The sequence below is a fragment of the Methylobacterium sp. Leaf112 genome, from assembly GCF_001423295.1.
Taxonomy (GTDB): Bacteria; Pseudomonadota; Alphaproteobacteria; order Rhizobiales; family Beijerinckiaceae; genus Methylobacterium.
Window position 1 is genome coordinate 152,526 of the sequence record NZ_LMNG01000030.1, and the last position, 18,339, is coordinate 170,864.

Here is an 18,339-nt window from a genome sequence, read left to right on the forward strand (position 1 = left end):
CGGCAAAGCCAAGGGGATAGTATGTCGACAGCCCAACTCGTGGTGCAGCACCTGCCGTATCTGCGCCGCTACGCTCGGGCGCTCACGGGTAGTCAGGTCGCCGGAGACGCTTACGTCGCCGCCACCCTCGAGACCCTCGTGAACGAGCCCGAGACGCTCGGCCGCAGTGCCAACGTCAAGGCCGATCTCTTTCGCGTGTTCACGCGCATCTGGAATTCCCTGTCGGTGAACGGCCAGAGCGAGCAGGTGCAGCACGACCTGCCGGCCGAAGTCCGGCTCGGCCAGATTACGCCCCTGCCGCGCCAGGCCTTCCTTCTCTCGTGCCTCGAAGGGTTCTCGGAGGAAGACGCTGCAATCATCCTCGACGTCGACGTCAGCCAGGTTCGCGACCTCGTCGACGAGGCCGGCCGTGAACTCGCGGCCGACATGGCGACCGAGATCCTCATCATCGAGGACGAGCCGCTCATCGCCATGGACCTCGAAGCCCTGGTGGAAGGGCTCGGCCACAACGTCATCGGCGTGGCCCGCACCCGCACGGAGGCGATCAAGATCGCGTCCGAGGGGACCCGCCCCGGACTCATCCTGGCGGACATTCAGCTCGCCGATGGAAGCTCGGGCCTCGATGCTGTCAACGACCTCTTGAAGACCTTCGAGGTGCCGGTGATCTTCATCACCGCCTACCCCGAGCGCTTCCTCACCGGCGAGCGTCCGGAGCCGGCCTTCCTCATCGCCAAGCCGTTCCAGCCCGCGAACGTCTCCGCGGTGATCAGCCAGGCGCTGTTCTTCCAGCAGAGCGCACGCCGCCGCGAGGTCAAGTCGGCCTGAACGCCCCTCGACCCCACGATCCTCGGCAACAAACGACGAAAGGCCCCGTCACATGCCGGGGCCTTTTTGCTGACCTGTTCGGACCGGGCCCGTGGCGGCTGAAGGACGAAAAAACGGGCCGGAGATCGCTCTCCAGCCCGTCGAAAAGGTTCCGGCCTATGCACAAGGGGATGCGGGGGGAGGACCAGGCGGCCGGGGTGACCAGACAACGATCCGACCTCGCTGTCGTTCCGTCTCCCGGCATGGGCAACTCGAATTTTTTGCGCACAGCGGTTTTTTCGCAACACTTGCAGTTCGGCGGAAGCAGGATTTCCGTCAAATCGTAACGATCCGTACTTCGAGCTGTACTGGAGATTGCTCAATTCGAAACAGTCGAGGAACCCGAGACTGCGAGACGCGTTTGCTCGATATCCTGTCAAGCTCCTCATCGGAGATTACGACGATGTTTCGGTCAGGCCTCCTCCTCAGTGTCAGTGCACCGGCTGCGCTCCTGACATTGCTGATCCAGCCGACCGTCCAGCAGGCTGCCGACCAGAGGGCACTCCGGGCAGCACCATCGACCGTCATTCAGGTCACCTTGTCTGGACCGGACCTTCCCGGGCAGCGCGTTGCATCGACGGCGATCAGTCCGGTGCGCTTCGCGTCCGTGAGCCGCCCGTCATCCCTCCCGAAGCCCGGTGTACTCGGACAGAGCGGCCGGACCGCGAGTGAGAAGGATCAGCCGAAGGTTCGCCGCTCGATGCGCGAAGGCTGCGAAGGCGCCATCAGCTCACTGGCCGGACCGGAGGCGCGCCGCATGCTCCCGGGTCGTTGCATTTCCTGATTTTCGTCGACCGGGAGTCGCTCCAGCACAACCTTCGTCATGGTCGCGCATAGGCCGACATCGCCAAGAACTGGTTCTTGGATGAGAAGACTCTGAAGGGGCATGAAAAAGGCCTCGTCCATTTCGGACGAGGCCTTTTTGTTTCAATTGAGCTTGGAACCCCCGAAGGGGCTCCAATGACCGGTATCAGTCCTCGCCTGGGCGACCGGTGCCGGTGGACTGACCACCCTTGCGACCGGCGGACGACGCCAGTTCGCGATCTTGGGAGAACGAGCGCTTCTCGGCCGGCACACTGCGCCCGCCCTTGCTCGCGATCTCCCGTTGCCGCTCCAGATCCATCGAGGCAAAGCCCCGCTTCGAGGTGGAGTTCGATGCCATCAGCGCCTCCTCAGATTTGCTCTCACTGCCAAGACAACCTTCACCAATATCGATGGTTCCTTAGGGAAACCCGGGCTGATCAGCGTAGAGCGGGGCAAGCGTGGCTATAAGCATGGGTATAGGAAACGCTCGCGTACAGGGCACTTCGACGGCCTCGGCGCGGCGGCTCTCCCGCCCCGTGGCTTTGCCGGGACTGGACAATCCGTGTGCGACCCGCATGGATGCGGTATGGAAAACCGTTCGATGCCGCCGCGCGACGCTGGGGTGCACCAATGACCCTCGACACCGAGGTCTCGTCGTTACGGCAGGTGCCGCTGTTTCGAGGCGTCGAACCGTCGCGCCTGAAGCTCCTCGCCTTCACCAGCGAGCGGGTTCATTTCGAGGCCACCCAAGAGCTGTTCGCGCGCGGCGATACCGCCGATGCGGCTTATCTGATTCTCGAAGGCGAAGCCGAGGTTTCCATCGAAGGGCCGCAGGGACCGTTTCGGCTGGCGCTCCTCGGCGCCAACGCCCTCCTCGGCGAAATGGGAATCCTGGCCGACCAGCCTCGCTCGGCCACGGTCGCGGCTCTGACACCCCTGACGGCCCTGCGCATCGACCGCACGGTCTTCCTCGAGCTCCTCGCTCAGTTCCCGCAGATCGGCATCGCGGTCATGCGTGAACTCGCCCTGCGCCTCGAGCAGACCAACCAGCAATTGGCGCAGAGCCGGAGCTGACGTTCACTCCGGGTAGGTGATGAACTCCATCAGCGATCCGTCCGGATCCCGGAAATAGACGCTGAGGCCCCGACCGGCCGCACCGTCGCGTTCCACGGGCCCGCGCTCGACCGGCACGCCGTGCGTCGCGAGATGCGCCATGGCCCCCTCGATGGGGCCGGACCAGCGAAAGCACAGGTCGCTGTTGCCGGGCATCACAGGCTTCTCGGCAAGCGGCGTCGCCTCGATGCCCGGACCATGGACATTGAGCTGCACCCCGCCGAAGCGATAGGCGGCGCCGACGGGGCGCTCCACGATCTCGGCCCCGAGCACGTCGCGGTAGAAGGCCGTCGAACGTGCCCAATCGGAGACGTGGATCACGCAATGATCGAGATGGATCGCCGGGGCGAGGTTGTCGAGGACGTCGCCTGCGTCGGAGACGGGCAGGGTCTGGGTGTCGGCCATGGGCGGATCCTCGTGTGGCGTTCATGATGCGATCAAGCGCGACGCCGACGCAACACCGCGGATCGCCTGATCGAGCCGCGGTTGCCTCGCAGGCTCGCCTGAATATGGCGGTGCGGGGGCGACGCTTCCCCACACCTGCGGCGGGAAAGATACACCCTCGGCGGTCCGGGACGGCTAGTCAGGGGGAAGAATCCTGCAACCCGCCCCCCTCAACCCACACCCCGCGGAGCCAGCCATGTCCACCCGCCGCCTCATCTTCGGCCTGCTCCTCATCGCCCCCCTGGCGGCCTGCAACGCGCGCGGCCCCGTCAATGTCGCGGCCGACGACGATGCCGCCTGGTACACCGGCACCATGCCGGACAAGCCGTTCGACGTGCCCATCGTCGACAAGTCGCGCCTCGACCCGAAGTACCGGCGCCAGATCGTGCGCTACACCGGGCCGGAGAAGCCCGGCACCATCGTGGTCGACATCGACAATCGGCAGATCGCCCTGGTGCAGGAGGACGGCACCGCCGTTCAGTACGGCGTCGGCGTCGGCAAGGCCGGCTTCTCGTGGAAGGGCGAGGCTCGCATCGCCCGCAAGGGCGTGTGGCCGGATTGGAGCCCGACCACCACCATGGTCTCGCTCAATCCCGATCTGCCGCGCACCCGCAAGGGCGGCCTCGACAACCCACTCGGCGCCCGCGCGCTCTACCTCTACCAGGGCAACCGCGACACGCTGTTTCGCATCCACGGCACCAACGAGCCCTGGAGCATCGGCGAGCAACTGTCGTCCGGCTGCGTGCGGATGCTGAACGAGGACATCGTCGACCTCTACGAGCGCGTCCCCGTCGGCACCCAGGTGCTGGTGAAGCGCAACGGCAAGTATCGGGTGTAAGACGAGGACCGTTCGGCCATGACCATCACCATCGCCCACCTGCAGCCCCTCGTCGCCCTCGGCGCCGGGGTGCTGATCCTGCTGATCCCCCGGCTGCTGAATTTCATCGTCGCGGCCTACCTCATCCTCGTCGGGCTGATTGGCCTCGGGGTGTTTCGCGCGCTATCGTGAGCCGGCGCGACGGCGGTCGGTGACAGAGGTACAGAACCGTCACGCGGGTCCCCACTCCGCGCGGCGTTCATCTTGCGTTGCAGCATGAGATGGTCCAACCCGCCGGGTACGATAGGCGCGCAATTCGCGTTTCATTCCAGCAACCGGACGGGTGACGATGGGCAAGTGGGTCTATTCCTTCGGTGACGGCAGGGCCGAAGGCCAGTCGTCCATGCGCAACCTGCTCGGCGGCAAGGGCGCGAACCTCGCCGAGATGTCCAATCTCGGCCTTCCGGTGCCCCCGGGCTTCACCATCACGACGGAAGTCTGCACCGCCTACTACGACAACGCGCAGACCTACCCGGCCGAGCTGAAGGCCGAGGTGGCCGCAGCCCTGGAGGCCGTCGGCAAGCTCACCGGTCGCGGCTTCGGCGATCCGAAGAACCCGCTCCTCGTCTCGGTCCGCTCGGGCGCCCGCGCCTCGATGCCCGGCATGATGGACACGGTGCTCAACCTCGGCCTCAACGACGTGACCGTCGAGGCCCTGGCGACGGGCGCCGGTGACCCGCGTTTCGCCTACGATTCCTACCGGCGCTTCATCACCATGTATTCCAACGTGGTTCTGGGCGTGGAGCACCACGCCTTCGAGGAGGCTTTGGAGCATTACAAGGAAGAGAAGGGCGTCAGCCTCGACACCGAACTCGGGGCAGACGACTGGAAGCATCTCGTCGGGCGCTACAAGGCCATCGTGAAGGCCGAGCACGGTTCCGACTTCCCGCAGGGCGCGGAGGACCAGCTCTGGGGTGCCATCGGTGCCGTGTTCGATTCGTGGATGATCCCGCGCGCCAAGAAATATCGCGAGTTGAACAACATCCCCGAGAGCTGGGGCACGGCCGTCAACGTCCAGGCCATGGTGTTCGGCAACATGGGCGACACCTCGGCCACGGGCGTCGCGTTCACCCGCAACCCGTCCACCGGCGAGCGCGCCCTCTACGGCGAGTTCCTGATCAACGCCCAGGGCGAGGACGTGGTGGCGGGCATCCGCACCCCACAGGACATCACCGAGAAGGCTCGGCTTGAGGCCAAGTCCGAAAAGCCGTCGATGGAGCGGGCGATGCCCGAATCCTACGCCGAGTTGGTCCGGATCTACGGTCTCCTCGAGAACCACTACCGCGACATGCAGGACATGGAGTTCACCATCGAGAGCGGCAAGCTCTGGATGCTTCAGACCCGCAACGGCAAGCGCACGGCCAAGGCCGCTTTGCGCATCGCCGTCGATCTCGCGGCGGAGGGTCTGATCACCCAGGAGGAGGCCATCGGCCGGATCGAACCGGCGGCCCTCGACCAACTCCTGCACCCGACCATCGACCCGAAGGCTGAGCGCAAGGTGATCGCGTCGGGCCTGCCCGCTTCGCCGGGCGCCGCCACGGGCGAGATCGTGTTCAATTCCGAGGATGCCGAGGCCGCCCGCAAGGCCGAGCGCAAGTGTATCCTGGTGCGCGTGGAGACCTCGCCCGAGGACATCCACGGCATGCACGCCTCCGAGGGCATCCTCACCACGCGCGGCGGCATGACCTCGCACGCAGCCGTGGTGGCGCGCGGCATGGGCAAGCCCTGCGTTTCGGGCTGCGGCACCGTCCGGGTCGATTACAAGGCCGGCACCCTGTCGGTGGCCGGCACGGTTCTGAAGGCCGGCGACAAGATCACCATCGACGGGTCCACCGGTCAGGTGCTGTTGGGCGAGGTGGCGATGCTGGAGCCGTCCCTGTCGGGCGAGTTCGCGACCCTGATGGGTTGGGCCGACAAGGTCCGCACCATGAAGGTCCGAACCAACGCCGACACGCCGACCGACGCCCGCGCCGCCCGCAACTTCGGCGCCGAGGGCATCGGCCTGTGCCGCACCGAGCACATGTTCTTCGAGGGCGACCGCATCGTCGCCGTGCGTGAGATGATCCTCGCCGACGACGCCGAAGGACGCCGCTCGGCGCTGGCCAAGATCCTGCCCTACCAGCGCCAGGACTTCGTCGAGCTGTTCACGATCATGTCGGGTCTGCCCGTCACGATCCGCCTGCTCGATCCGCCGCTGCACGAGTTCCTGCCGCATACCGACGTGGAGGTGCGGGACGTCGCCAGCAGCATGGGCGTGTCGGAGGACAAGCTGCGCCGTCGGATGACGGAGCTGCACGAGTTCAACCCGATGCTGGGCTTCCGTGGGTGCCGCCTCGCCATCGCGTTCCCGGAAATCGCCGAGATGCAGGCCCGCGCCATCTTCGAGGCCGCCGTCCAGGCCGCCAAGGAGACCGGCGCCCCGGTGACCTCGGAGGTGATGGTCCCGCTGGTCTTCACCAAGATGGAGTTCGACATCGTCAAGGCGCGCATCGACGCCATGGCGAAGGCCGTCTCCGAGGAGACCGGCAGCGCGGTCGACTATCAGGTCGGCACCATGATCGAGCTGCCCCGCGCCGCCCTGCGGGCGGGCGACATCGCCGAGACGGCGGAGTTCTTCTCCTTCGGCACCAACGACCTGACCCAGACGGCGCTCGGCATTTCCCGCGACGACGCCGCGACCTTCCTCGGGGCCTACACCCAGAAGGGGATTCTCGCGGCCGACCCGTTCATCTCCATCGATCAGGAGGGGGTCGGCGAACTCGTGCGCATCGGCGTCGAGCGCGGCCGGGCCGTGCGTCCGGACATCAAGCTCGGCATCTGCGGCGAGCACGGCGGCGACCCGGCCTCCATCGGCTTCTGCCAGGAGGTCGGCCTCGACTACGTGTCGTGCTCGCCCTACCGCGTGCCGATCGCCCGCCTCGCTGCGGCACAGGCGGCCCTGGCCGCCCGCGACGCCGCCAAGGACGCCGCCAAGAAGGCCTGATCCGGAGGCTCGATCCGAACTCTTCCGGGTGGCTTCACGCCGCCCGGGAGAGTCGCGGCGAAATCCGTTCAACAAATTGTCGAAAACGCGGCGAACCGATTTCGTGCCGGCACGTTCAGTGCTAGTGCCGATCCATTGCGCGAGCATTCCAGCTCATTGGGGCGGCTGCCATCGCGTGGGAACGCCGGCCATGATCGAAACGACGCCCACCCCACTCTACCTCAACGAAAATTCCGCCGTCACCCCGATCCCGAAGGTGGTCCAGCAGGCCTCCCTCTGGACATTCGGCGGCCTCGCCACCCTAGCGCTGTTCGTGTTCGCCGTCGCCACCCAGAGCGGTGCGGATGCGGAGCGGATCGCCGAGATGCGGACGGGCGGCGACAGCGCACCCTCCGCCCTGGTCAAGGCATTTGCCGTCGCCCACGGACGCCCCGGCACATTCTGAACCAACCGTTGCGGAACGGGCTTAACCGCTCCGCAACCATGCCACGCAAATATGCCTGAACCGGCTGCCGCATAGGGAACCCCTTCGGGTGACCTGATCGGCCGACCGGAACGGTGTTGCGGAACGTGGATCGGTTGGGCGTGGGCACGAAACGGGTACGACGCGATTCGAGCCTGCGCTGGTTCAGTGCCGCCATGGCGCCCTGGGCCGCCGGCATGGGCTTCCTTGTCTCGTTCACGGCCAGCGCCGGCACCGACGGCACGACCCGCTCCCTCGCGCACGATGTGCGGATCGCCTCGGCCTTGCCGCACGGGGTCCCCCTCATCGGTGGACGGGTGAGCACCGAGCGGATGCGGGCGGGGCTTCCTGCCGAGCTCGACCGCGGTACCGCTTCGGTTCTGCATGCCAACCTCTCCGGCTCGGCCAACGGCGCCCTCCTGCCGGGACCGGCCGTCTGGAATCCGGAGCTCGAACCGGATCTCGGCTTCGTCCCGCCCCCGGCCGACGGGGAGGAGGCCATCGAGACAAGCGACGGTGCGACGCCCGCGATCCCCCGCGCCGTCGCCCTGTCGTCGACGACCCCGGCCCCGGCCGATGCGACGCCCATCGAGGTCGCGGCCGCGAACCTCGCCATTCCGGGCGGGCTCGCCATTCCGGGGTTCTCGCCGCGCCGCGACGCCGAGGGGCCGGTCGGCGATAGCGCCCGCCATCGCTACGCCGACCTCATCGGTCCCGACGCCCTCGATCGCGAACAGCGCTGCCTCGCCGAAGCCGTCTACTTCGAAGCCCGCAGCGAGCCTGAGGACGGCCAGGCCGCCGTGGCACAGGTGGTGCTGAACCGGGTCAAGAGCGGGCTCTACCCCAGCAACGTCTGCGGTGTGGTCTACCAGAACCGCCACCGCTACATGGGCTGCCAGTTCTCCTTCGCCTGCGAGGGCAAGTCCCTGCGCATCACCGACGGGCCGTCGTGGCAATCGGCCACCCGCATTGCCAGCGCGGTGATCGAGGGACGGACGTACCTCAGCGAGGTCGGCGGGGCGACGCATTACCACGCCGATTACGTGAAACCCGGCTGGTCGCGGCGCCTGCGCAAGATGGACGTCATCGGGCGGCACATCTTCTACCAGCTCAAGCGCGGGCAGACCTGAAGGCCGGTCGAGCGCAAACCAATGAGCAGACGTGATCCGGTTCCATCGAATTCTACCTAAGTAGGGGAAGATCTAAGTAGTCCTAAGCTTAGGTTAATTTTACCCTGAGTCTGAATTCGGCTTGCCCGAGCGGCAACTTGGCTGCCTCTGATACGTCGAGATGCGCGCACCACAACGGCGCCATCCCGCCAGTATCCGCGTCACAGCCCGAGGAAGCCCGCATGACCGCGCCGGTCACCCGATTCATCCCGTTTGCCTCCGCCATCGCCGGCGCCGTTCTGTTCGCAGCCTCCGCCCAGGCGGGCGGCTGTGGCGGTTCCGAATGCTACCGCCACGTCTCGACCCCGCCGGTCTACGGCGCCGTGTCCGAGCGCGTCCTCGTGCGCCCGGCCGAGACCGTCTACCGCACGATCCCGCCGATCTACGAGACCGTGTCTGAGCGCGTCGTCGTCAGCCCGGGCGGCCGTGTCTGGCAGACCCGTCGCGATCCCTACGGCGAGCTCGTTGGTTGCTGGGTCGACGTGCCGCCGCGATACTCTGTGCGCCATCGCCGGGTGCTGGTCCAGCCGGCCCAATCGATCCCCGAGACGATCCCGGCCGAGTACGCCAGCATCCGCCGCCGCGTCCTCGTGCAGCCGGCCCGCGCCGGATGGGTCCCGGCCAATTACGGCAACGGCGGCGGCTATCCGGGCGTCTACGGACCCCGCATCGGCTCGATCCCGGATGCCGTCGGCATCGCCGGCGCCAGCTCGGCGGATATCGGCGTCGGCCTCGGTTTCTCCACGGGCAGCATCTACGACGGGTACTGAGACGCCTGACGCCCCGGCCGAACCGGCCGGGGCGGTTGATTCCGCCCGGCCATGCCACACCTCCCTGCTGACGCGGGAGGTGCGCATGGACCGGTTCAAGGCGTGGGTGGTCGAGAAGACCGAGACGGGGCAAGCCCTGACGTTCCGCGATTTCGACGCGGCCGACCTCATGGACGGCGACGTCACCGTCCGGGTCACCCATTCCACCGTGAACTACAAGGACGGACTGGCCATGACCGGGCGCTCGCCGGTGGTGCGCCGCTTCCCGATGATCCCCGGCATCGACTTCTCCGGTGTGGTCGAGGCATCGGATCACCCGAATTACGCCCCCGGCGATGCGGTGATCCTCACGGGCTGGGGCGTTGGTGAGACCCATCTCGGCGCCTATGCGGAGCGGGCGCGGGTGAAGGGCGACTGGCTCGTGCCCCTGCCGGAAGGGCTCGACGCAGCCGACGCCATGGCCATCGGCACCGCGGGCTACACGGCGATGCTGTGTCTCATGGCCCTTGAACATCACGGCGCTCGGCCTGGCGACGGTCCCGCCTTGGTCACCGGCGCATCCGGCGGCGTCGGCTCCGTCGCCGTGGCGCTGCTCGCCCGGGCCGGCTGGCAGGTCATCGCCTCCACGGGCCGGGCCGGCGAGGAGGATTACCTCCGCGGTCTCGGCGCCACGGAGATCCTCGACCGTGCCGAACTCTCGTCCCCGGGCAAACCACTGGCGAAGGAGCGTTGGGCCGTCGCCGTCGACGCCGTCGGCTCCGTGACCCTCGCCAACGTGCTCGCCGGGACCAAGGCGGACGGCGCCGTCGCCGCCTGCGGGCTCGCCCAGGGCATGGACCTGCCGACCTCCGTGGCACCGTTCATCCTGCGCGGCGTGTCGCTCCTCGGCATCAACAGCGTGACCACGCCGCTGCCGAAACGCCGCGCGGCGTGGGCGCGCCTCGCCAGCGACCTCGACCGCACGGCCTTGGCCGCGATGACCACGACGGTGCCCCTGGCCGAGGTGGATCGCCTCGCCGAACGGATCCTTTCGGGCGGCGTACGCGGACGGACGGTGGTGACCGTTCCTTAAACGGATCGTCGGTCGGGGCGGAACTTAGCCGTACCGAGGCGCATTGCTGGTTTCATGAGCAGTGCATTTGTCAAAGAGACCGAAGGCGGCGAAGCCTTCGAGGATCTCCCCGATCGCCCCATCTCGGAGCACCCGAACTTCGTCACACCCGAGGGGTTGGCGCAGATCGAGGCCGAGGTCGCCCGCCTGCGCGATGCGTTCTCGGCCCTGACGCCCGACGCCAAGGCGGACGAGTCCCGCGTGACCCGCGACCTGCATTACTGGACGGCGCGGCTGGGATCGGCCCAGCTCGTGGAGGTCGAGCCCGGCGACGTGGTGCGGTTCGGCTCCACAGTGACCATCGCCCGCGCGGACGAGAGCCACCAGAGCTTTCGTATCGTGGGCGAAGACGAGGCGGATCCGACCCAGGGCAGCCTGTCCTACGTTTCGCCCATGGCACGGGCCCTGACCGGCAAGGGCGTCGGCGACACCGTCGAGGTGAACGGCCAGGAGATCGAGATCATCGAGACCAAGTAGGCTCGGAGATCATCGAGGCGGAGCCGTCTTGCCCTCGATTCCGGGGCGCAACGTCACGATCTCCTCGGTCATGAAATCCATGAAGGCCCGGACCCGCGCGGCATGGCGCAGGTCCGGATGGGTCAGGAGCCACAGGCCGGCGGACAGCTCCGGCAGGTGGTCCGACAGCCGCACGAGACCCGGGCGTGCGTCGGCCGACCAGCAGGGCAGGGGGCCGATGCCGATGCCGGCCTCCACCGCCTCGCGCAGGCCCAGCACCGTGTTGAGGGTGAGGACCACGCGCTCGGCGGCGGCATGGCTCTCGCGGAACCGTACGAAACGTCCACCCGCCACACCGTCACCCGGCACCACCCACGGACATTCCTCCGTCGGTCGCCCGGTGAACTCGGACCGCCCGTAGACGGCCCAGGCGATGGTGGCGAGCCGGCGCCCGACCAGGTTCGCGGCGGGTGCATCGCTGGCGCGCAGCGCCACGTCCGCGTCGTGGCGCGACAGGTTGAGGGCCTCCTCCGAAACCAGCAGGTGCAGGCGGATGCGCGGGTAGCGCACGGTGAACCGGGCCAGCACCGGCATCAGCATATCGGCGACGAGACCCGCCGGGGTGGTGATTCGAAGGTCGCCCACGGGACTGCGATCCTGCCCGGCGAGTTCGCGGGTGAAGCGCGCGACGTCGGCTTCCATCCGCCCGGCAGCCTCCACCATGGCGAGACCGGCGCCCGTCAGTGCGTAGCCGGCGCGGTGACGGTCGAACAGCGTCGTGTCGAGGGCTGCCTCGATCCCGGCGAGACGACGGAACGCCGTCGAGGGATTGATGCCGAGATGCTCGGCCGCCCGCGCCAGGCCGCCGTGTTCAGCGACGCTGCGCACGAGGCGAAAATCGTCCCAGTCCATTCCGTCGGCTCCGATCGTGCATTCCTGCAAAGATCGTTTTGCAGAACAGGGCGTTTTCGCAAAGGCAGTTCCGAGCGATAAGGCGCGGCGAAACGCGTGCCGGCTCCGATGGGCCGACCCGTGCCACACCGTAGGAGACGACCCGATGACCAAGGTTCTGGTGCTGTACTATTCGTCGTGGGGCCACGTGGAGAAGATGGCCGAGGCCGTCGCCGAGGGCGTTCGCGAGGCCGGGGTCGAGGTCACGATCAAGCGCGTGCCGGAACTGGTGCCCGAGGAGGTCGCCCGCCAATCGCACTACAAGCTCGATCAGGCCGCCCCCATCGCGACGGTGGACGAACTCCCGGACTACGACGCCATCATCTTCGGTACCCCGACCCGCTACGGCAACATGGCCGCGCAGATGAAGCAGTTCATCGATCAGACCGGCGGCCTCTGGGCCAAGGGCGCCCTCGTCGGGAAGGTCGGCTCGGCCTTCACCTCGACGGCGAGCCAGCATGGCGGACAGGAGACGACACTGACGAGCTTCCACACGGTGCTGCTGCACCACGGCATGGTGGTGGTCGGCCTGCCCTACGCGTTCCAGGGCCAGATGGGTGTCGACGAGGTGAAGGGCGGCTCGCCCTACGGCGCCACCACCCTGGCGGACGGCGACGGCTCGCGCCAGCCGAGCGCCACGGATCTGGCCGGTGCCCGCTACCAGGGCCGCCACGTCGCCGGCATCGCCGCGAAACTCGCCGGCTGACGCGACGCCGGGGATTCCCGCCCAAGAAAAAAGGCTCGGATCGCTCCGAGCCTTGAGAGACAAAAGGCCATTTGGGGGCTGAACTGGCCTTCGTTCTAGTCAAACGGACCAAGGCTCCGCAAAGTTCCACCCCCGTTGAAAAGATTTCAGCGTGGAGCCGCGGCACGGCGCAGGCGATCGTTGATCGCCTCGCCGAGTCCCGTCTGCGGGATCGGCGCGACGGCGATGGATTCCGTGCCCGAGGCATCGAGACTCCGCAGGGCGGAGAACAGGTTGGCGGCCGCCTCGGCGAGATCGCCGCCCGGGCTGAGGTCGAGGGAGGCGCGCGCCTCCGTGACTGCGGGCATCCCGCCGAACCGCAGCACGGCCTCGCCGGCCGCCACCGTCGTCGCGTCGAGGCGCACACGGGCACGGGGCGCATAGTGCGAGGCGAGGAGGCCGGGCCCGATGGGACGCGCGCTATCGTCCGGAGCCGGGCCGGCGACGGCATAGCCCAAGATGCGTTCGAGGTCGCCCCGCGTCACCCCGCCCGGCCGGAGCAGGCGTGGGGAACCGTCGAGGCAGGCGACCACCGTCGATTCCACACCCACCGGCGCCGTACCCCCGTCGAGGATCGCGTCGATCCGCCCATCGAGGTCGGCACGCACATGCGCGGCACGGGTGGGGCTGACCCGGCCCGAGCGGTTGGCCGACGGCGCCGCCACGGGTCGGCCGACCCGGGCGAGGAGATCGCGGGCGATGGTGTTGCCCGGCACCCGCAACGCCACGCTCGCCAGGCCGGCACGGGCGAGATCGCAGACGGTGCAGCCCGGGCTGGCCGGGACCACGAGGGTGAGGGGACCGGGCCAGAACGCGTTCGCGAGGGCCAGGGCGGCGTCATCGAACACCCCCTGCACCTGGGCCGCGGCGAGATCCGCCAGATGCGCAATCAGGGGGTTGAAGCGCGGGCGTTCCTTGGCGGCGTAGATCAGGGCCACGGCCGTCGGGTCGGTGGCATCGGCGCCGAGGCCGTAGACGGTCTCCGTCGGGAAGGCGACGGTGCGTCCGAGCCCCAGCAGCCGTGCCGCCTCCAGGATGCCGGCCTCGTCGGCGGCGAGGCGCAGGCTTGACCGGAGATCGTTCATATCTAAACTATCCCTGGAGAGCGGAGCGGCTGGGCCGGGTTAAGCCGTTGCCCCATTGAAGCTTCCCCGCGCAGGGCGATCTCGGAGCCGGCCGGTGCTCTAGCGTCCGGCCGAGGCTTGCGTCAAACACGGGCGGCGAACGATACGCCAAGCGCATCAAGCGCGACACAAGAAGACGCTCATAGGGAGCTTCCATGACCTACCGCGCCCCGGTCTCCGAGATGCTGTTCGCCCTGCGCCACGTCGCCGGGCTGGACGCGACCCTGGGCGAGGCCCTGACGCTTGACGATGTCCGGACCATCCTGGACGAGGCGGCCCGCGTCGCCGACGGCGTCATCGCACCCCTGAACCGCGTCGGCGACCGCCACGGCACGCCCCTTACCGACGGCGCCATCACCACCGCGCCGGGCTGGCGCGAGGCCTACCGGACCTGGACGGAGGGCGGCTGGAACGGCCTGTCCGCCGATCCGGACCACGGCGGCCAGGGCCTGCCGCTCCTCCTCAACGCCGCCTGCACGGAGATGTGGAACGCGGCCAGCATCGCGTTCGGCCTGTGCCCGCTGCTCACCGCCGGCGGCATCGAGGCCCTGGCGCAGCACGGGTCCGAGGATCTGAAGGCGCGCTATCTCGGCAAGCTCGTCTCGGGGGAGTGGACCGCGACCATGAACCTGACGGAGCCGCAGGCGGGCTCCGATCTCGCCCTGCTGCGCAGCCGCGCCGAGCCCGTCGGCGATGGCCGCTACCGCATCGTCGGCGCGAAGATCTACATCACCTACGGCGAGCACGATCTCACCGACAACATCGTCCACCTCGTGCTCGCCCGGCTCAAGGACGCACCGGCGGGCACCCGCGGCATCTCGCTGTTCCTCGTACCCAAGATCCTGCCCGACGGCAGCCGCAACGACCTGCGGTGCTCGGGGCTCGAGCACAAGCTCGGCATCCATGGCTCGCCGACCTGCTCCATGGCCTTCGGCGATGCGGGCGGCGCCATCGGCTGGCTCATCGGCGAGGAGAACCGCGGCCTCGCCTGCATGTTCACGATGATGAACTCGGCCCGGCTCAATGTCGGCCTGCAGGGCGTCGGCATCGCCGAGCGGGCGACGCAGGCCTCCCTGACCTACGCCCGCGAGCGCCGCCAGGGAAAAGCGCCGGGCGCGCAAGGCCCGAGCGCCATCGTCGCGCATGCCGACGTCCAGCGCATGCTGCTGACCATGAAGGCCTACACGGCGGCCGCCCGCGGCATCTGCTACCTCACCGCCGCCGCCCTCGACGCGGCAAAGGGACCGGAAGGGCAGGGCGCCCACGACCGCGCTTCGCTCCTCACCCCCGTCGCCAAGGCGTTCTCCACGGACATCGCCAACGAAGTCACGTCGCTGGGCGTGCAGGTCCATGGCGGCATGGGCTTCGTCGAGGAGACGGGGGCGGCCCAGCACATGCGCGACGCCCGCATCCTCGGGATCTACGAGGGCACCAACGGCATTCAGGCCATCGACCTCGTCAGCCGCAAGCTGCCGCTCCAAGGGGGCGCCACCGTACGTGCGCAGATCGCGTCCCTGCGCCGGGTGGCGGAGGGCCTCCTGAAGGATGCCGACCCGGCCTACGGCCATCTCGGTGCGCGGTTGCGCGCCGGCATCGAGAGCCTCGACCGGGCCACCAGCTTTCAGCTGGCGGCGCTCGCCTCGAACCGTCCGGAGACGGCGCTCGCCGGGGCGACGCCGTATCTGCGCCTGTTCGGCCTCGTCCAGGGCGCGGCCTGCCTCGCGCGGGAAGCCCGCGCCGCACGGGCCGCCCTCCAGGCCGGCGAGACCGATCCAGCCCATGCCGGGCGGATCGCCCTGGCGCGGTTCTTCGCCGAGAACGAGCTGACGGCGGCGAGCGGCCTCGCCGACAGCGTCATTGACGGCGGTGGCTTCACCGAGACGGCAGCCCTCGCCCTGGCGGGGTGAGCGCGGGACGCCCCTCCCGCGGAGGGGAACGGGACCGCGCGCAGGGAACGGCAAGACAGGCGAGACAGCACCATGACCGAGCACGTCGTCATCGAAGACACAGGCGGCGTCCGCCTCATCCGCCTGGACCGGCCCGATAAGTTCAACGCCCTGACGAGCGCCATGTACGACACCCTGCGCGAGGCCCTGGCGGAGGCCGACGCGTCGGAGGCCATCGGTGCCGTGGTGTTTTCCGGCTCGCCCGGAGCGTTCAGCGCCGGCAACGACCTGTCCGACTTCGTCGAGGCCTCGCGGCACCCGTTCGAGGATTCGCCCGCCCTGCACTTCATCCGGCAGCTCGCCCGGACCCGGACGCCCATGGTGGCGGCCGTCGACGGGGTGGCGGTCGGCATCGGCGCGACGCTCACCCTGCATTGCGACCTCGTCTACGCCAGCCCGGCGGCGCGCTTCCGCATGCCGTTCGTGGAACTCGGCCTCGTGCCGGAGGCGGGATCGAGCTACCTGCTGCCGCACCGGATCGGCCTGCAGCGCACCACCGAAATCCTGCTATTCTCGGAAGCCTACGATGCTGACGAGGCCGTGCGCCTCGGACTCGCCAACGCCGTCGTGCCGGCCGACCGGCTCCTCGACCACGCCATGACCCAGGCCGCCCGGCTCGCGGCCCTTCCCAAGGGACCGCTGCAGGCGACGCGCACCCTGATTCGGAGGGATCAGGCCGCCCTGGAGGCGGCGGTGGAGACGGAGGCCGTGGCCTTCGAGGCGCGCCTGCGCTCGCCGGAGGCTCAAGACGCCTTCGCGGCCTTCCTCAACCGGTCGCGCAAGGCGTGAGCCCGGCGCCCGATCTTCGCGCCAAGGTCTGCCTCGTCGCCGGGGCGTCGCGGGGCGTCGGGCGCGGCATCGCCCAGGCACTCGGCGAGGCCGGCGCCACGGTGATCGTCACCGGCCGCTCCAGCGAGACCGGCCCGCGCACGGACGGGCGGCCCGAGACCATCGAGGACACCGCCCGGATCGTGGACGCCACCGGCGGCACCGGCCACCACTACCTCTGCGACCACACCAGCGAGCGGGCCGTCGACACCCTGGTCCACTGGGCCTTGCGCCGCTTCGGCCGGATCGATGTGGCCGTCTCCAGCGTCTGGGGCGGGGCCGAGGGCTATGACGGCGAGCGCTATCCCGACGGGGCCGCCTGGGGCACCCCGTTCTGGCGCCGCTCGGCCGAGCCATTCTCGGAGTTCTTCGGCAGCGGACCCTATCCGGCACTGCTGCTCGCCCGCGCGGTGGCGCCCGCCATGGTCGCGGCGAAAGCCGGCCTCGTCGCCTTCGTGTCGTTCGACACTGGGCCCGGCTACCTCGGCGACGTGTTCTACGATCTGGCCAAGGCGACCACCAACCGCCTCGCCTTCGCCTGCGCGCAGGAACTGGCGCCGCACGGTGTCACGGCCCTCGGCCTGTCGCCGGGCTTCGTCCGCACCGAACGGGTGATCGATGTCGGGCACGCCGACATGGCCACGGAGAGCCCGCTCTATGCCGGCCGCGCGCTGGCGGCGCTCGCCGCCGACCCGGACGTCGCAGCACAGGCCGGGCGCATCCTGCATGCGGGCGACCTCGCCGCCCGGTACGGCTTCACCGATGCCGACGGCACGCGCCCGGCGCGCTTCCACATCGGACCCTGAGAGGACGCCATGACGGGACCCAGCAGCGGATCACTGAAGGGCAAGACCCTGTTCATCACCGGCGCCTCGCGCGGCATCGGGCTCGCCATCGGCCTGCGGGCGGCGCGGGACGGCGCCAACGTCGCCATCGCGGCGAAAACCGACGTGGCCCATCCGAAGCTCGACGGCACCGTCCACACAGCCGCCGCCGCCATCGAGGCGGCGGGGGGGCGGGCGCTGCCGCTGATCGTGGACGTGCGCGACGAGGACGGCGTCGCCGCCGCCATCGCCACCACGGCGAACACCTTCGGGGGAATCGACATCGTCGTGAACAACGCCAGCGCCATTTCGCTGACCCGTACGCCCGAGACGGAGATGAAGCGCTTCGACCTCATGCACGGGATCAACACGCGCGGGACCTACATGGTGTCCAAGTATGCGATCCCGCACCTCGAAAAGTCCGAGAACCCTCATATCCTGATGCTGTCGCCGCCCCTCGACATGGCGGAGAAATGGTTCGCGCCGCACCTCGCCTACACCATGGCGAAGTTCGGCATGTCGCTCTGCGTCCTTGGGTTGGCGGGCGAACTGCGCCGTCAGGGCATCGCGGTGAACGCCCTGTGGCCGCGCACCACCATCGCGACGGCGGCGGTAAGGAACCTTCTCGGCGGCGAAGCCCTGATGCAGGCGAGCCGCACGCCCGAGATCATCGCGGACGCGGCCCACGCCCTGTTCGGCCTGCCGGCCCGGGAGACCACAGGGCGCTTTCTCATCGACGACACGTTCCTGGCGGAGCAGGGTGTCACGGACTTTACAAAATACCGCGTCACACCCGACGTCCCCCTTGCTCCGGACTTCTTCGTACCGGATGCGAGTTCACCGCCTCCCGGGGCCCTCGCCTGAGAC

19 protein-coding genes are annotated in these 18,339 nt (G+C 68.8%); 15 read left to right on the top strand and 4 right to left on the bottom strand.

Features of this window, described 5'->3' with window-relative positions:
- The first annotated feature begins 21 nt into the window (after positions 1-21).
- On the top strand, positions 22-825 hold the full coding sequence (locus ASF52_RS14590; protein WP_056173403.1) for a response regulator: 804 nt from the start codon (positions 22-24) through the stop codon (positions 823-825).
- Positions 826-1,834: 1,009 nt separating this feature from the next.
- Here ASF52_RS14590 and ASF52_RS14600 read toward each other — a convergent pair.
- The gene (locus ASF52_RS14600) at positions 1,835-2,029 is read right to left on the bottom strand and encodes a general stress protein (protein ID WP_056173408.1); all 195 of its coding nucleotides are present in this window, start codon (positions 2,027-2,029) and stop codon (positions 1,835-1,837) included.
- A 269-nt stretch (positions 2,030-2,298) separates the two neighbouring features.
- On the opposite strand from ASF52_RS14600, the gene ASF52_RS14605 reads away from it, so the two are divergent.
- On the top strand, positions 2,299-2,742 hold the full coding sequence (locus ASF52_RS14605; RefSeq protein ID WP_056173412.1) for a cyclic nucleotide-binding domain-containing protein: 444 nt from the start codon (positions 2,299-2,301) through the stop codon (positions 2,740-2,742).
- Between the two features lie 3 nt (positions 2,743-2,745).
- Here ASF52_RS14605 and ASF52_RS14610 read toward each other — a convergent pair whose 3' ends face one another.
- Positions 2,746-3,186: a VOC family protein gene (locus tag ASF52_RS14610; protein WP_056173416.1), complete on the bottom strand. Its 441-nt coding sequence runs from the start codon at positions 3,184-3,186 to the stop codon at positions 2,746-2,748.
- A gap of 235 nt (positions 3,187-3,421) precedes the next feature.
- Between ASF52_RS14610 and ASF52_RS14615 the strand changes: the two genes are divergently transcribed.
- The 8 genes from ASF52_RS14615 (at position 3,422) to greA (ending at position 11,075) form a co-directional block, all read left to right on the top strand.
- Positions 3,422-4,063: a L,D-transpeptidase gene (locus ASF52_RS14615; RefSeq protein WP_056173418.1), complete on the top strand. Its 642-nt coding sequence runs from the start codon at positions 3,422-3,424 to the stop codon at positions 4,061-4,063.
- Between the two features lie 18 nt (positions 4,064-4,081).
- Positions 4,082-4,234 (top strand): DUF3096 domain-containing protein, encoded by a 153-nt coding sequence (locus ASF52_RS22125; RefSeq protein WP_082483460.1) that lies wholly within the window; start codon positions 4,082-4,084, stop codon positions 4,232-4,234.
- Positions 4,235-4,391: 157 nt separating this feature from the next.
- Positions 4,392-7,085 (top strand): pyruvate, phosphate dikinase, encoded by a 2,694-nt coding sequence (gene ppdK / locus ASF52_RS14620; protein ID WP_056173421.1) that lies wholly within the window; start codon positions 4,392-4,394, stop codon positions 7,083-7,085.
- A 190-nt stretch (positions 7,086-7,275) separates the two neighbouring features.
- The gene (locus ASF52_RS14625; RefSeq protein WP_056173425.1) at positions 7,276-7,530 is read left to right on the top strand and encodes a hypothetical protein; all 255 of its coding nucleotides are present in this window, start codon (positions 7,276-7,278) and stop codon (positions 7,528-7,530) included.
- A 140-nt stretch (positions 7,531-7,670) separates the two neighbouring features.
- Positions 7,671-8,678, top strand: coding sequence for a cell wall hydrolase (locus ASF52_RS14630; protein ID WP_056173429.1), 1,008 nt, complete (start codon positions 7,671-7,673; stop codon positions 8,676-8,678).
- A 221-nt stretch (positions 8,679-8,899) separates the two neighbouring features.
- Positions 8,900-9,487 (top strand): hypothetical protein, encoded by a 588-nt coding sequence (locus ASF52_RS14635; RefSeq protein WP_056173432.1) that lies wholly within the window; start codon positions 8,900-8,902, stop codon positions 9,485-9,487.
- 85 nt (positions 9,488-9,572) lie between these two features.
- The gene (gene acuI / locus ASF52_RS14640) at positions 9,573-10,559 is read left to right on the top strand and encodes an acrylyl-CoA reductase (NADPH) (RefSeq protein WP_056173435.1); all 987 of its coding nucleotides are present in this window, start codon (positions 9,573-9,575) and stop codon (positions 10,557-10,559) included.
- A gap of 54 nt (positions 10,560-10,613) precedes the next feature.
- Positions 10,614-11,075, top strand: a complete 462-nt coding sequence (gene greA / locus ASF52_RS14645) for a transcription elongation factor GreA (protein ID WP_056173438.1) — start codon at positions 10,614-10,616, stop codon at positions 11,073-11,075.
- A gap of 9 nt (positions 11,076-11,084) precedes the next feature.
- On the opposite strand, the gene ASF52_RS14650 is transcribed toward greA, so the two are convergent.
- Positions 11,085-11,966 (bottom strand): LysR family transcriptional regulator, encoded by an 882-nt coding sequence (locus tag ASF52_RS14650; RefSeq protein WP_056173441.1) that lies wholly within the window; start codon positions 11,964-11,966, stop codon positions 11,085-11,087.
- Positions 11,967-12,111: 145 nt separating this feature from the next.
- On the opposite strand from ASF52_RS14650, the gene wrbA reads away from it, so the two are divergent.
- Positions 12,112-12,711 carry an NAD(P)H:quinone oxidoreductase gene (gene wrbA, locus ASF52_RS14655; RefSeq protein ID WP_056173444.1) on the top strand — a complete coding sequence of 200 codons (600 nt, stop codon included), beginning with the start codon at positions 12,112-12,114 and terminating at the stop codon, positions 12,709-12,711.
- Positions 12,712-12,857: 146 nt separating this feature from the next.
- Here wrbA and ASF52_RS14660 read toward each other — a convergent pair whose 3' ends face one another.
- Positions 12,858-13,835 carry an L-threonylcarbamoyladenylate synthase gene (locus ASF52_RS14660; RefSeq protein WP_056173447.1) on the bottom strand — a complete coding sequence of 326 codons (978 nt, stop codon included), beginning with the start codon at positions 13,833-13,835 and terminating at the stop codon, positions 12,858-12,860.
- Positions 13,836-14,029: 194 nt separating this feature from the next.
- Between ASF52_RS14660 and ASF52_RS14665 the strand changes: the two genes are divergently transcribed.
- From ASF52_RS14665 to ASF52_RS14680, 4 genes are all read left to right on the top strand, one after another.
- Positions 14,030-15,781 carry an acyl-CoA dehydrogenase gene (locus ASF52_RS14665; RefSeq protein WP_056173450.1) on the top strand — a complete coding sequence of 584 codons (1,752 nt, stop codon included), beginning with the start codon at positions 14,030-14,032 and terminating at the stop codon, positions 15,779-15,781.
- Between the two features lie 72 nt (positions 15,782-15,853).
- Positions 15,854-16,609, top strand: coding sequence for an enoyl-CoA hydratase-related protein (locus ASF52_RS14670; protein ID WP_056173453.1), 756 nt, complete (start codon positions 15,854-15,856; stop codon positions 16,607-16,609).
- Positions 16,606-17,454: an SDR family NAD(P)-dependent oxidoreductase gene (locus tag ASF52_RS14675; protein ID WP_056173456.1), complete on the top strand. Its 849-nt coding sequence runs from the start codon at positions 16,606-16,608 to the stop codon at positions 17,452-17,454. The genes ASF52_RS14670 and ASF52_RS14675 overlap by 4 nt, the downstream gene beginning before the upstream one ends.
- A gap of 9 nt (positions 17,455-17,463) precedes the next feature.
- Positions 17,464-18,336 (top strand): SDR family oxidoreductase, encoded by an 873-nt coding sequence (locus ASF52_RS14680; protein ID WP_056173458.1) that lies wholly within the window; start codon positions 17,464-17,466, stop codon positions 18,334-18,336.
- The last annotated feature ends 3 nt before the right edge of the window (positions 18,337-18,339 follow it).

Bases quoted from the DNA above. Each gene is read 5' to 3' on its own strand.
- ASF52_RS14590 (WP_056173403.1), top strand. From the start codon at position 22: ATGTCGACAGCCCAACTCGTGGTGCAGCACCTGCCGTATCTGCGCCGC.
- ASF52_RS14605 (WP_056173412.1), top strand. From the start codon at position 2,299: ATGACCCTCGACACCGAGGTCTCGTCGTTACGGCAGGTGCCGCTGTTT.
- ASF52_RS14610 (WP_056173416.1), bottom strand. From the start codon at position 3,186: ATGGCCGACACCCAGACCCTGCCCGTCTCCGACGCAGGCGACGTCCTC.
- ASF52_RS14615 (WP_056173418.1), top strand. From the start codon at position 3,422: ATGTCCACCCGCCGCCTCATCTTCGGCCTGCTCCTCATCGCCCCCCTG.
- ASF52_RS22125 (WP_082483460.1), top strand. From the start codon at position 4,082: ATGACCATCACCATCGCCCACCTGCAGCCCCTCGTCGCCCTCGGCGCC.
- ppdK (WP_056173421.1), top strand. From the start codon at position 4,392: ATGGGCAAGTGGGTCTATTCCTTCGGTGACGGCAGGGCCGAAGGCCAG.
- ASF52_RS14625 (WP_056173425.1), top strand. From the start codon at position 7,276: ATGATCGAAACGACGCCCACCCCACTCTACCTCAACGAAAATTCCGCC.
- ASF52_RS14635 (WP_056173432.1), top strand. From the start codon at position 8,900: ATGACCGCGCCGGTCACCCGATTCATCCCGTTTGCCTCCGCCATCGCC.
- acuI (WP_056173435.1), top strand. From the start codon at position 9,573: ATGGACCGGTTCAAGGCGTGGGTGGTCGAGAAGACCGAGACGGGGCAA.
- greA (WP_056173438.1), top strand. From the start codon at position 10,614: ATGAGCAGTGCATTTGTCAAAGAGACCGAAGGCGGCGAAGCCTTCGAG.
- ASF52_RS14650 (WP_056173441.1), bottom strand. From the start codon at position 11,966: ATGGACTGGGACGATTTTCGCCTCGTGCGCAGCGTCGCTGAACACGGC.
- wrbA (WP_056173444.1), top strand. From the start codon at position 12,112: ATGACCAAGGTTCTGGTGCTGTACTATTCGTCGTGGGGCCACGTGGAG.
- ASF52_RS14660 (WP_056173447.1), bottom strand. From the start codon at position 13,835: ATGAACGATCTCCGGTCAAGCCTGCGCCTCGCCGCCGACGAGGCCGGC.
- ASF52_RS14665 (WP_056173450.1), top strand. From the start codon at position 14,030: ATGACCTACCGCGCCCCGGTCTCCGAGATGCTGTTCGCCCTGCGCCAC.
- ASF52_RS14670 (WP_056173453.1), top strand. From the start codon at position 15,854: ATGACCGAGCACGTCGTCATCGAAGACACAGGCGGCGTCCGCCTCATC.
- ASF52_RS14680 (WP_056173458.1), top strand. From the start codon at position 17,464: ATGACGGGACCCAGCAGCGGATCACTGAAGGGCAAGACCCTGTTCATC.